General features: G+C 27.7%; 9 protein-coding genes and 2 pseudogenes. All 11 read left to right on the forward strand.

What is annotated here, in order from left to right:
- Positions 1-45: 45 nt before the first annotated feature.
- On the forward strand, positions 46-1,950 hold the full coding sequence (locus ACY3JO_RS03160; protein ID WP_463085374.1) for a polysaccharide biosynthesis protein: 1,905 nt from the start codon (positions 46-48) through the stop codon (positions 1,948-1,950).
- A gap of 142 nt (positions 1,951-2,092) precedes the next feature.
- Positions 2,093-2,329, forward strand: coding sequence for a DUF433 domain-containing protein (locus tag ACY3JO_RS03165; protein ID WP_463085375.1), 237 nt, complete (start codon positions 2,093-2,095; stop codon positions 2,327-2,329).
- A 5-nt stretch (positions 2,330-2,334) separates the two neighbouring features.
- A pseudogene (locus tag ACY3JO_RS03170) lies at positions 2,335-2,403 on the forward strand (N-acetyltransferase); the annotation flags it as partial.
- 286 nt (positions 2,404-2,689) lie between these two features.
- Positions 2,690-3,262, forward strand: a pseudogene (locus ACY3JO_RS03175) (polysaccharide deacetylase family protein).
- Positions 3,263-3,398: 136 nt separating this feature from the next.
- Positions 3,399-4,595, forward strand: coding sequence for a glycosyltransferase (locus tag ACY3JO_RS03180; RefSeq protein ID WP_463085376.1), 1,197 nt, complete (start codon positions 3,399-3,401; stop codon positions 4,593-4,595).
- Positions 4,596-4,685: 90 nt separating this feature from the next.
- Positions 4,686-5,945 (forward strand): hypothetical protein, encoded by a 1,260-nt coding sequence (locus ACY3JO_RS03185; RefSeq protein WP_463085377.1) that lies wholly within the window; start codon positions 4,686-4,688, stop codon positions 5,943-5,945.
- 11 nt (positions 5,946-5,956) lie between these two features.
- Positions 5,957-6,922, forward strand: a complete 966-nt coding sequence (locus tag ACY3JO_RS03190; RefSeq protein ID WP_463085378.1) for a polysaccharide deacetylase family protein — start codon at positions 5,957-5,959, stop codon at positions 6,920-6,922.
- The gene (locus ACY3JO_RS03195) at positions 6,912-8,033 is read left to right on the forward strand and encodes a glycosyltransferase (protein WP_463085379.1); all 1,122 of its coding nucleotides are present in this window, start codon (positions 6,912-6,914) and stop codon (positions 8,031-8,033) included. Before ACY3JO_RS03190 ends, ACY3JO_RS03195 begins: the two co-directional genes overlap by 11 nt.
- A 22-nt stretch (positions 8,034-8,055) precedes the next feature.
- Entirely contained in the window at positions 8,056-9,258 is a 1,203-nt protein-coding gene (gene wecC / locus ACY3JO_RS03200) for a UDP-N-acetyl-D-mannosamine dehydrogenase (protein WP_463085380.1), read from the forward strand.
- A gap of 24 nt (positions 9,259-9,282) precedes the next feature.
- Positions 9,283-11,433 carry a bi-domain-containing oxidoreductase gene (locus ACY3JO_RS03205; RefSeq protein WP_463085381.1) on the forward strand — a complete coding sequence of 717 codons (2,151 nt, stop codon included), beginning with the start codon at positions 9,283-9,285 and terminating at the stop codon, positions 11,431-11,433.
- Positions 11,430-13,457, forward strand: coding sequence for an alginate lyase family protein (locus tag ACY3JO_RS03210; protein WP_463085382.1), 2,028 nt, complete (start codon positions 11,430-11,432; stop codon positions 13,455-13,457). Before ACY3JO_RS03205 ends, ACY3JO_RS03210 begins: the two co-directional genes overlap by 4 nt.

Below are 13,457 nucleotides of genomic sequence, written 5' to 3' on the forward strand. Positions count from 1 at the left end.
AAAGAAATATAGATTATAGAAAAATAAGATATGTTGGGGGTTGAATTGGTTAGAATAATAAGAAAAACGTGGGTGCGAATATTATCAGATTGGATCTTTTTTATATTCTCTATATTTCTTGCTTTTTTTCTAAGATTTGAATTTTCAATCCCTCAAAATTATATTCCAATCATAGTTTACTCTCTTCTAAGAGAAATTGTAATATTTTTTATATTTTATTTCTTAGCATTTAAAATATATAGAACCCTATGGGAATATTTTAGTTTAGATGCATTAAAGGATTTAACTCTTGCACTTACTTTTGAAAAGCTTCTTTTTTATCTTTCAGGTATAATATTTCCATTGGAGGGTTATCCTCGTTCTATATTTGTAATCTCCTATTTTTTGTCTCTTATAATGCTTTTTTCATTAAGGGCTTTTATAAGATGGTTTTATGAAACTACAAAACACCGAAGAAGTGTAGATAATCACTTCAAAAGAGTAGTTATAATTGGAGCTGGAGATGCTGGAGAAAAAATATTAAGAGAGATTAAAACCCATAAGGAGTTAAATTATAATGTTGTTGGCTTTCTTGATGATGATAAGAATAAAATTGGAAAAATAATTCATGGAGTAAAGGTTTTAGGACCTATATCATCTCTGTATCAGATTGCAAAGAATAATTCTGTGGACGAAATACTTATTGCTATACCCTCTGCTCCCACATCTTTAATAAGGGATGTGGTTGGTGTGGCTTCTAAATTGAAAATTACTGTAAAGACACTTCCTGGTATTTGGGAGCTTATTGATGGAAGAGTAAGTATTAACAAGATAAGAAATGTGAAAATTGAGGATCTACTTGAAAGGGATGTAATAAACTTAAATTCGGAAAAAATAATGGAATATATAAAAAATAAGAAGGTTCTTGTAACTGGTGCAGGTGGCTCTATAGGCTCTGAGATATGTAGACAAGTAGCAAGGTATAAACCAGAAAGACTTATTATTCTTGGGAGAGGAGAAAATAGCATATTTAATATTGAATTAGAATTAAGACAACTTTATCCTGATATCCCTATAAAGTCATATATAGCGGACATAAAAGATGGAGATAGAATTTTTTATATATTTGAAAAGGAGAGGCCTCAGATAATATTTCATTCAGCTGCTCATAAACATGTGCCTCTTATGGAGGAAAATCCTGATGAAGCGGTATTCAATAATGTATTTGGTACCATAAATGTCATGGATGCAAGTATATATGTGGGAGCAGAGAAATTCATCTTTATATCTACTGATAAGGCGGTATATCCTGCTAACATTATGGGAGCTACAAAAAGAATAGGAGAGATGTTAGTTAAATTTTACAATAGTCATTCAAAGACCAGTTTTATTGCGGTAAGATTTGGAAATGTTTTAGGAAGTAGAGGGAGTGTACTGGAGGTTTTTAAGAAACAACTTGAAAGTGGTGGTCCTATTACTATTACAGATCCTGAGATGGAAAGATATTTTATGACTATTCCAGAGGCTGTGGGACTTGTGCTTCAGGCGGGAAGTATAGGAAATTCTGGAGATATTTTTGTACTGGATATGGGTAAACCGGTAAAGATTTTAGATCTTGCAAAAAACTTCATTGAACTATCAGGACACTCAATAGAAGATATAGGTATAAAAATAGTAGGGCTTAGGCCTGGTGAAAAATTAAAAGAAGAGCTTTGGGAAAAGGAGGAGAAAGTTGAAAAAACTTCTCATCCTAAAATATACAGGATAGTTTCAAATATGGGTATTGATAGGAATACTTTTAATAGGAAACTACAAGAACTACTGGAATCTGCAAAGAAGAGAGAAAAGGAAGAAATTGAGAGAGCAATTATGGGATTGATTCCCACATATAAAAAAGATATTAATTTAACAAAAAAAGCCCTGAAAGAAAGTAGAGTATCAGAGATTATGTATTACGAAACAAAGGATTAAAGGCTGTTAGAAAGGGATTTTATTATTAAGGGTAATGCCTAATTTTTATATTTTTTGTAAAAGTATTTATTTTTGAAAATTTTGACTATATCTGATGATAATTTAAATTTAAATTTATGTATTTGAAAGGAAAGAAATAATAATGGTAGAGAAGCTTTTGGAGTGGATTGAAATGAATTCTCAAATAATGCTGGGAAAACCTGTGATAAAAGGTACAAGGCTTACTGTTGGAATTATATTAGAAAAATTAGCCTATGGTTATACTGAAGAGGATATACTCAAAGAATATCCTTTTATTACAAAAGATGATATAAAGGCTTCTCTCCTTTATGCTGCTAAATTGTTAGCTCTTGAGGAAGAATATATAGTAGGTAAATAATGATGGAAGTATTTTGTGGCCCATCCTGTGTATTTACCAATGTAATAAATCCGAGGGCATTTATAGAGAGGAAGGTATTTGGTATATATTTAGGAACATCCTTATATATAAGGCGCTCACTGTTCAAAAAGCTCAAAAGGCTTTTAATGAGATAAAGACAAAGGTAGAGCCTTACTATGATGGTGTGAGATTTGTAAGTGAAAATTATTCTACTGAAATTGTAAAAAAGAAAATTAAGAAGTTTTTCTTTGAGATTTTTAAAAGGAGAATAAGATGAAGAAAATAGTTAAAAATTTGTTAAAAACTTATTATAAATTTTATTATATTGAAAATAAGGTTTCTCATTATAAAGAAAATATAATGTATCATAATGTTGCTCCTTACTTAAGAAATAATACTATAACTCCTAAAGATTTTGAAGAAGGGTTACTGTATTTAGTTAAAAAGAGTGTTGGTAATTATTCTTTAAATAATCTAATTGAGAACAATTTTAGAATCTCAGGTAAAGGATTTGTTATAACTATTGACGATGGAGAGAAAGATATAATCAATTATTGTCTTCCTGTTTTAAAAGAATATAGTTTGAACGCTACTCTTTTCCTTTCTCACAAATTAATAGAAAAGAGTTATGGATTTTCATGGCAAAAGGTACCTAAGTAAATAATATTTTTTGAAGAAATAAGAAAATATAAAGGACACAAAATAAAACTTATGAATGAAAGGGATGTTAAAATGTGGTTAGAAGAAGGTTTGGAACTTGGATCACATGGATTGAGACATGTAGGTCTATCATCAATCTCTTTAGATTCGGCCCTTTTAGAGAAAGAGATATTAATATCTAAAGAGATTTTAGAAAGTACATTTAATGTAAAAGTAAATGCTTTCTGTTATCCTTTTGGTTCATTCAATAATATGGTTAAAAGAATATGGTAAAAAAATACTATAAATGTGCATTGACTGTAAATAAATGGATAATTTTGAATAAATTCAATATATGAGATACCAAGGATATCAAGAGGAAACAGTTTTCGGATATTTATTAATTTAAATTTAACGGGGAGGTTAAATAATGAATGAAAGATATGAAAGTTATACTACAGATAAGAAAGATGATAAAAAGAAAGTAGTTTTTCTTTTGATTGGAAATTATGTTTATGATGCAAGAGTAAAGAAAGAAATCGATACTCTCTTAAAAGATAAATATGAAGTTTACCTTATTACAAACTGGCAAAAAGAGATTGTTATGTCTAATTATGATTCAAAAATTAAAATATTTCTCATAAAACCACCTTTTAAAGGGAAGTATATAAGTAATTACTTAATTTCATTTGCAAAATATATCATCTATTTAATAAAAAGTCTTTACTATGTTTATAAAATTAGTCCTGATATAGTTCATTGTCATGACTTTCCAACCCTTATTATTAGTATGTTTTTAGGAAGAAAAATAAAAATAATATATGATTCTCATGAATTATTCTCTGAACTTGACTATATTCCAAAACTTTTACGAAAAGTAGTTAGTTATCTTGAAAAAAGAATACTATGTAATAAAGTTGATTTATTGATTACAACTGATGAATTCCGTTTAAAGTATTTATTGGATAAATACAAATGTTATAACAAAAAATCAATATATCTATATAATGCTCCATATTATAGAGAAATAGAATTGAAAGAAAATTTAGTTAAAAATAAATTTTTGATAGTTTATTTTGGGGCTTTGCAACCAAATAGATATTTAGAAGAGATTATTCTTTCAGGAAAATATTTGGATCCCTTAAAATATAAAATTACTCTTCTTGGCCCTTCTAGCAAAGAATATAGAGATAAATTGGAAATGTTAATATATAATAATGGTTTAGAAAATATTGTTAATATAGAAAAACCTTTGCCTTATGAAAGTTTATTAGATCGAATTAAAACAGAGGATATAAGTTTAATTTTTTACGGAAAAAAGACTTTAAATAATTTTTTATGTTCTCCTAATAAACTTTTTGAATCGATAATGATGGGATTACCAGTCATTGTTTCTGATAATCCTATCTTAAAAAAATTTGTTAGTAGCTATTCTATAGGAGTTGTAGTAGAGGATGTAAATCCTTATAATATAGCAATGGCAATTATAAAAATGAGTAAAATGGATATTATGAAACTTAAGTCAAATTGTATACAACTTGGTAAAATTTTCTGTTGGGATAATGAGAGTAAAAAACTTTTAGATGCTTATAGTGGTTTGTTCAATAATTTATTTAAGAACATATAAATTTAAGTTTCTTATAATGAATTATTTGAAGAAAATAGAAAAATATATTTTTTCTTTGCTTTTATGGTTATTATTAAGAGAGGATAAAATATGATTATTCTATTTTTTTTGCTTTCTTATATGTTGTATAAGTTATCTAAATTAAGTATTTTTGTGAGAAATATTATTTTGTTTTTCTTTTTTATTTATATAATAATTCTTATGATTTTTCAAATTAATATTGCTAAAGCTGGAATCAAGGATGGATTATATGGAAGTGATGCTAAACTGTATTATGAAACAGCAAAAAATTTTATTAGGGGAGCTTTATCAATAGAAGAAATTTTTAAACTTAATGGTCCTTTATATGTTTTTTGGAACTATTTATTTATAATAACATCTCCATTTTTTTCTGACTTTATAATTGTATTAATGATAAAGATTTCGAATATTATTTTTATGTTTCTTTTTTCTATTCATATATATACTTTTGCATTAAGAAATAGATTTAATGAGAAAAAGGCTATTTTTTTATTAATCTTGATTTTAATATCTGGTGGTTTCATTTATACATCAATAAGAAATCTTAAAGAAAGTTTATTACTCTATCTTTTTTCAGAAGCGTTGTTATTAGATAAAAGAAAGCTTTCTACTGGAAATATATTTTCATTTTTATTTCTTGCTTATTGTATGCATTATATCAAGCCCTTATCTTTTATGCCATTTGTTTTTAGTTTTTTTGTTAGTTTAGAAAAACCTAAAAAGTTAGTCATTCTTGTTTTATCAATATTTCTTATATTTACTTTTGGAAAATTTACAAAATATTGGGAATATTTAGGATATCAATATTTTTCTGAGGAATTTAAGTCATATAGTCAAACTAACATTGGTATAGAAATTATTCGGAATGAAAGAGATTTTTTGCAAAATATGATAAGAGCAATAATATTGGGTGTTCCACGGATGCTTTTATTCCCAAGTCCTGTAAGATATATGATAGAGATAATTAGAATAGGAGATAACGAAAAAAATTATTATGAGGGAATTGAAACATATATTCTTAAACTAAGTCAATATATATTATGGTGGTACATAATTTTACCTTTATTTTTTCTTAACTTACTTAAAGAAATGAATATACAAGATTTTTCTATAAAGGCTATATTTTTATTCTTCTTATTAACTTATAGTATAAAATTATTAGGTTCAACTGATATAAGAGAGAAATTATTTCTTTATTTTACAGTTTATTATTTAGTTATTAAAAATTTAAAACATAAGTTTACAAAATCAGATTTTTGGGGTTTAATATTTATATATTTTGGTATGGGGTTATTTGACTTGATATGGACAGTAATAAACTTGTGTTGAGGTAATATAATATGAAAATTATTATAACTGTTGATGTTGAGGATCCATATAATCCCAAGAAAATGAGTCGTATTTGGGGTAAAATTTCAAATAATTATTATGGTATACCCAAAATTGTGGAAATATTGAAAAGTTTTAATATGAAGGCAACATTTTTTGTTGATGTATATGAAAAAGAGGTACATGGTGATAAAAAGATGAGAGAGGTTTTATATTTTTTAAGTGATATGGGACAAGATATACAACTTCATACTCATCCTGGTACAGCTTTAGTATGGGGGAAAGGAGGTTTAGCTGGTAGAACATTAAAAGAACAGATAGAAATTATAAAATTTGGAAAAGAGTATATTGAGGATTCTATTTCTAAAAAAGTTATTGCTCATAGGGCTGGTAGTTATAAAGCTGATAATAATACATTAGCTGCTTTGAGTTTTAATAATATAGATTTTGATGCTTCATTATTTTATAAGTCAAAAAATTGTATGATTAATACTAAAGGGGTTTTGTATAATGATATATGTAAAATAGATGGCATTATTGAGATTCCTGTAACAACTATAAAGGTTAATTCAATGTTTTTTAAAAATGTATTATTAAAACTGGATATAGAGCAAGAAGAGAAATTTATTAAGAAAAGTTTAGAATTATTAAAAGAGTTAAAATATAAATATGTAACTTTTTTTATGCATAGTTTTTCTCTCATGATTAATTATTCAAAAGAGATTATACCAAATAAGAAAAATATTGAAAAATTACATAAAATATTATCTTTTATTAAAGAGTTAAATTTAGAAGTAGTTACATTTGATATGCTTAATCCTACTTTAGAGGAATTGGTAGAAATAAAGGATATACCATCTATAGATGTTGATATTATTGGAGTAATAGGCATGATATTAAACAAGTTAAGATCTGAAATTAGATATCAATTTAATAAAAGTTGGATAAATAAAATAAAGGATAGTTATGGATTTTAGGGATAAAAAGATAGTTTTTTTGCTTAGCCATACACCTAATCCACGGATTGTTAAGAGAGTAAACGCTTTACAGGATATTTTTAAAGATATTGAAATCATATATTGGGGTAGATTTAGAGATTTTTTATTTTTCCAAAGTTCTTTAAAGAGTTATCCTTTGAAGTTACCTCATACTACGAATCTATACATCAGAATTTTATATAATATAGTATTCTTCTTTAAGATTATTTATAAACTTTTAAAGTGTCACCCAAATATTATTTATATCAGCGGGTTTGATATGCTTTTTTCTGCTTTTTTGTATAAGATTTTATCTATTAATAAAATTAAAATAATCCTTGAGATTGCCGATCTTCCTCATATGTTATTTAAGAATAAAAATATTATAATGAGTATTTTGGAAAATTTTATTAACTTTTTTATATCTAAAATAGATTTGATGGTGATTACTTCTCCATATTTTTGGGAATGTTATTATTCTAAAGTATATCCTTATTCTGACAAAGTACTTGTCATTGAAAATGTTCCTGAAAAGTCTTTATTTGGTAGTTTTAATTCTGAACCTCATAATTATTTTACTGTTGGGTTTATTGGTTATATTAGATATGTTAAGCAACTTGAAATGCTTTTTGAGGTGTGTAAAGATTTAGATGATGTTAGGGTAATTGTAGCGGGTGGTTGCACAGAAACTGACAAGTTAAAGGAAATTATAAAAAATTATAAAAATGTATATTTTGTGGGACCATACAACTATAAAGAGGATATATTGAGACTATACTCTCAGATTGATATAATATATGCTGTATATGATACAAGCTCAGAAAATGTAAAAATAGCACTTCCTAATAAGCTTTATGAGGCTATTGTGTGCGAGATTCCAATAATTGTAGCAAAAGGCACAAAACTCGCAGAATACGTAGAAAAATTAGGAGTAGGTTTTTCAGTTTCTGATACAGATTCTCGTGAATTAAGAGAATTAATTATTAATCTAAAAAGTAATCCTGAGATTGTCAAGAATATTAAAGAAATAGATAAAAAAATCAAGGATAAATATTATTGGGAAAATGTCAAAGAGATTTTTAAACAAAAAATTATTGAATTGATAGAATAACTTATAGTGGAGGTACATATATATGTTTAATCCTAAAGTTGTTATTATGGGTCTTGGCTATATTGGTCTTCCCACTGCTGCATTTATTGCAAGTAAAAAAATCTATGTGCATGGTGTGGATATAAATCCTCTAATAGTAGAAACTGTGAATAAAGGCAAAATACATATAATTGAACCTGATTTAGAGGGTCTTGTAAAGTATGTGATAGAGAAGGGATATTTAGTTGCTGATACGAAACCAAAAGAAGCTGATGTTTATATTATAGCTGTTCCGACACCCTTTAAAGAAAATCATGAACCAGATATATCATATGTAGAATCAGCAATTAAAATGATAATACCATATTTAAGAGAAAATAATCTCGTTATTATAGAATCTACAAGTCCTGTTGGAACTACGGAAAAAATGGCAAGGATGATATTTAATGAGAGACCTGAATTAAAAGATAAGCTATATATAGCTTACTGTCCAGAAAGAGTACTTCCTGGAAAGATTTTATATGAATTAGAACACAATGATAGAATCATAGGGGGTATTGATGATAATTCCTCAAAGAAAGCTACGGAATTTTATTCTCTTTTTGTAAAAGGAAACTTACATAAAACTAATTCAAAGACAGCAGAGATGTGTAAATTGGTTGAAAATGCATATAGAGACTTAAATATAGCATTTGCTAATGAATTATCAATAATTTGCGATAAACTTGGAATAGATGTTTGGGAATTAATTGAACTTGCTAACAAGCATCCAAGAGTAAATATATTAAAACCTGGTGTAGGGGTTGGTGGACATTGTATAGCAGTAGATCCATGGTTTATTGTTTCTCAGTTTCCTGAAGAAGCTAAACTAATAAGAACAGCAAGAGAAGTAAATAATTTTAAGCCTTTGTGGGTTGTAAAAAAAATAGAGGAAAAGATAGAAGAATTTAAGAGGATAAATAATAGAGAGCCAATAATAGGATGTTTAGGGTTATCATACAAACCGGATATAGATGATTTAAGAGAAAGCCCTGCCTTAGAGATAGTAGAAATGTTAATAAATAAGGGTTATAAAGTTATAGCAAATGAGCCAAATGTTCAAAAAGAATTAATAAATGATAATATTAAAAATTATTCTATTACTGAAGTTTTAAGATTGTCAGATTTAATATTTCTTTTAGTACCTCATAAAGTTTATAAAAGTATCATAAATAATATGGATAATATATATTATTTTTCAATATAATGAGAGGTTGAGAGGTTAATATTTATGAGGCAATTAGTACAAAATTTAAAATCAGGAAAAATAGAACTGGTAGAAGTTCCAATTCCGAAGGTTTCAGCTAATACAATCCTTATAAAGACTACCCATAGTCTTATATCTGTAGGTACAGAAAGAATGCTTGTTGAGTTTGGAAAAGCATCCTTGTTAGAGAAAGCAAAAAGTCAGCCGGAAAAGGTAAAGGAAGTATTAGACAAAATTAAAACGGATGGACTTTTTAGTACTTTTGAGGCTGTAATGGCAAGACTTGATGAACCTTTACCATTAGGGTATTCAAATGTGGGAATTGTAATTGATATAGGAAAAAATGTGGAAGGATTTTCTATAGGTGATAGGGTAGTATCTAACGGGAGCCATTCAGAAATAGTTAATGTATCTAAAAATCTTGTTGCAAAAGTTCCAGATAATGTTGATGGTGAAACTGCTGTTTTTACAGTGTTAGGGTCTATAGCATTAGAAGGGATAAGACTTCTTAATCCTACATTAGGAGAGTATATAGTAGTTGTAGGTTTAGGCTTGATTGGACAGTTAACAGTTCAACTCTTAATTGCGGCAGGGTGTAAGGTTTTAGGGGTAGATATTGACGAAAGTAGAGTTAATTTGGCAAGATTTTTTGGTGCTGAAGGCCTTTTAATAAATCCTGGAGAGTCTCCTATAGAAGGAGCTTTAGCTTTTTCTAAAGGAAGAGGTGTGGATGGTGTAATTATTACGGCTTCTACAAAGAGTAATGAACCTATAGAATATTCTGCGGATATGTGTAGAAAAAGAGGAAGAATTGTTCTTATAGGTTTAACGAAAATTGATATTCCAAGGGATAAATTTTATAAAAAAGAGTTAAGCTTTCAAGTATCATGTTCGTATGGGCCAGGAAGATATGATAGACTATATGAAGAAAAAGGTATTGATTATCCATTTGAATATGTAAGGTGGACTGCTAAAAGAAATTTTGAGGCTGTACTTGATATGATGTCTATGGGAAAAATAAATGTAAGACCTTTAATTACACATAGATTCTCTTTCGATGATGCATTGAAAGCTTATGATATTCTTTTAAGAGAAAAACCATTAGGTATCATACTCCAATATAAAGATAAAAAATCTGAAAATATAGAGGTAGTTAAATTACAAAAGGATAAATTAAGTTTTTTGCCAAAGAAACCGTGTATTGGAGTATTGGGTGTTGGTAACTTTGCTAAAATGGTTTTGTTACCTGCTTTAAAGAAAACAAATGCCTATCTTAAATTCATTGCAAGTTCGGGGGGAATTAATGGTGTATTTGCAGGTAGAAAATTTGATTTTGAATATGCTACATCTGATTATAATAAGGTTTTAGAAGATGAAGAAATTGATACAATTTTTATAACCACAAGACATGCATCTCATGCATATTTAGTTATTGAGGGATTGAAAAGAGGTAAAAATGTTTATACTGAAAAACCCCTTGCATTAAATATTGATGAATTAAAGGATATAATATCTGTTTATAAAAATACTAATAAGATATTGATGGTAGGTTTTAATAGAAGATTTTCTCCCTTTATTAAAAAATTAAAAGAAATAATATCTCAAAGAAAAAACCCTCTTTGTTTAAATATAATGGTAAATGCTGGAGCAATTCCTAATGATAGTTGGATCTATGATTCTGAAGTAGGTGGTGGAAGAATTATAGGTGAAGCTTGCCATTTTATAGATCTTTCTAGATTTATTGTTGGTAATAAAATTACTGAAGTATATGCTATGACTACAAAAGGACATAGTGGATACGATGAAGATAAAATGATAATAAACCTTAAATTTGAAGATGGATCTATAAGTGTTATTAGTTATTTTGCAAATGGTAGTAAGGCTTTTCCTAAGGAGAGAATTGAAGTTTTTAGTGAAGGAAAGATATTAGTTATTGATAATTTTAGATCTTTAAAGGGATATGGGATAAATATTAAGATGAGATCTTTAAAACAAAATAAAGGTCATGAGGATGAAATAAAAGAATTTATAAGAGCCATATCTAATGGCACTGAATCTCCTATTCCTTTTGATGAGTTAATAGAAGTTACCTTGGCTTCTTTTTGTGCTGTAGAATCTGCTAAAAGAGGAAAACCTATAAAATTATTTGAACATTTTAAAGAATTTATAGAATGAAATTAGAGACGATAAAAAATTTATTAGAGGAAATAAGATTGTTAGGTTTTAAGGGTACATTATTTAGAATTTATTATGAATTTTCCTTAAGATCAGGTATCAAAGAATTATTTTCATTTATAAAGCCTAATATTAACATTAGTATTTCTTTGGGGGAATGGAGAAAAAATAAGGTTAAATGTTTTTTTCCATCATTAGAGAATGGCAATGAGGTTCTTAATGAGATTTTGAGAGATGAGGATAAGGAAAAAATTATAAAAATAGCTGATGAGGCATTGAGTGGTAAAATTATTTGTTTTTCAAAGTGGTTTGGTAAATATAAAAATCCTATAGATTGGCATTATAATCCTAAGAAAGAAGTCTCTTGGCCTAAAAATATACATTGGTCTAAGATAACTAAATATGAAAAATTTTGTGGAGATATCAAATTGTCATGGGAAGTTAATAGGTTTCCACACCTTTTTTATCTTGTCAGAGCGTATGTTATAACCAGAGATAGTAAATATGTTAAAGCATTTACTGATCAACTAAAGCTTTGGGAAGAGAATAATCCTTATGATTTCGGTATTAATTGGAATAGTAGTCAAGAATTGGCTATAAGAGTAATTTCTTGGATTTATGCACTTTATATGATGAGCAATGATGATTATTTCAAGGATGATGATTTTCAAAGACTTGTGAGGTTAATATATTATCATGCCAAGCATATTGAAAAAAATATTAATTATGCTTATTATGCTGTTCATAATAATCATTTGATTGGAGAAGCATTAGGGTTATATATAGTTGGGATGCTTTTTCCCTTTTTTAAAGAAGCCAAAAGATGGAAGATAAAGGGTAAAAGAATTCTTGAAGGGGGTAAGTGTATAAATCAATTCTATAAAGACGGTGGTTATTGTCAGTTGTCTTTTAATTATCAAAGATTAGCTCTTCACTACTATATTTGGGCTTTGAGAATAGGAGAATTAAACGGAGATTATTTTAAAAAAGAGATATATGATCTGTTAGATAAATCAGCAAGATTTTTATTTTCTTTTATAAACATAGAAGATGGTAGACTTCCTAATTGGGGGGCTAACGATGGAGCATTATTAAATCCTTGGACTTCCTGTGATTTTAGTGATTTTAGGCCTATTATTAATTCTTTAAGCTATATGACTAGAAAAAAAAGAGTTTTTAGTTCTGGTTTATGGGATGAAGAATTGTTTTGGTTTTTTGGTAAAGAGGCTCTTAAAGCAGAAATACACCCTTATGATTTAAAATCTTATGGTTTTTCTCATACAGGTATTCATATTTTAAGAAAAGATGGAAAAAACTTTATGGTATTTAGATGTGGAAGTGTGATAGATAGATTTGGTCAAGCAGATCAATTGCATGTAGATATATGGTGGAATGGCTTAAATATTGCAATAGATGGTGGTTCTTATCTTTATAATGATGAACTTCAATATCATAGATATTTTATGGGGACAAGATCTCATAATACGGTAATAGTAGACGATAAAGATCAAATGTTATTGCATAGGAGATTTAAATGGTTGTATTGGACAAAAGCCAAGCTTTTGCATCTTACTGATGATTTTGTAGAAGGTGAGCATTATGGTTATTTGAGATTAAGAGGAAGAATAACTCATAGAAGAAAGGTAAGGATTTTAGAAAATGGTACTTTTTTAATAGAAGATAGATTAATACAAGCACAAAATTATAGTCATTCTTATGATTTACATTGGTTAGTTAATGATTTCCCTTATGAGGTTAAAGATTTGGGTAGTAATATATTCAAAATAAAGTTATATACGCTTAAGGGTGAATATTATATTTTTTTGAAATGCGATAAAGAGGTGGAACTTATAATAAATAGAGCTAAGAAAGATGACAAAAATCCTGATGGATGGCAGTCAAGATATTATGGGGAAAAGACTCCTGCTTTAAGTATACATTTGAAATGTAATTCTGATGATGGATGTTATTTTGTTACTATGTTTACAGATAAAGAATATTATGTGGATAAATTGATGGGGTAG

The sequence above is a fragment of the Dictyoglomus sp. LHC4 genome (assembly GCF_055181355.1).

What these genes read in the sequence shown, in the direction of transcription:
- ACY3JO_RS03180 (WP_463085376.1), top strand. Translation starts at nt 3,399, where the DNA reads ATGAATGAAAGATATGAAAGTTATACTACAGATAAGAAAGATGATAAA.
- ACY3JO_RS03190 (WP_463085378.1), top strand. Translation starts at nt 5,957, where the DNA reads ATGAAAATTATTATAACTGTTGATGTTGAGGATCCATATAATCCCAAG.
- ACY3JO_RS03205 (WP_463085381.1), top strand. Translation starts at nt 9,283, where the DNA reads ATGAGGCAATTAGTACAAAATTTAAAATCAGGAAAAATAGAACTGGTA.
- ACY3JO_RS03165 (WP_463085375.1), top strand. Translation starts at nt 2,093, where the DNA reads ATGGTAGAGAAGCTTTTGGAGTGGATTGAAATGAATTCTCAAATAATG.
- ACY3JO_RS03185 (WP_463085377.1), top strand. Translation starts at nt 4,686, where the DNA reads ATGATTATTCTATTTTTTTTGCTTTCTTATATGTTGTATAAGTTATCT.
- ACY3JO_RS03195 (WP_463085379.1), top strand. Translation starts at nt 6,912, where the DNA reads ATGGATTTTAGGGATAAAAAGATAGTTTTTTTGCTTAGCCATACACCT.
- wecC (WP_463085380.1), top strand. Translation starts at nt 8,056, where the DNA reads ATGTTTAATCCTAAAGTTGTTATTATGGGTCTTGGCTATATTGGTCTT.
- ACY3JO_RS03210 (WP_463085382.1), top strand. Translation starts at nt 11,430, where the DNA reads ATGAAATTAGAGACGATAAAAAATTTATTAGAGGAAATAAGATTGTTA.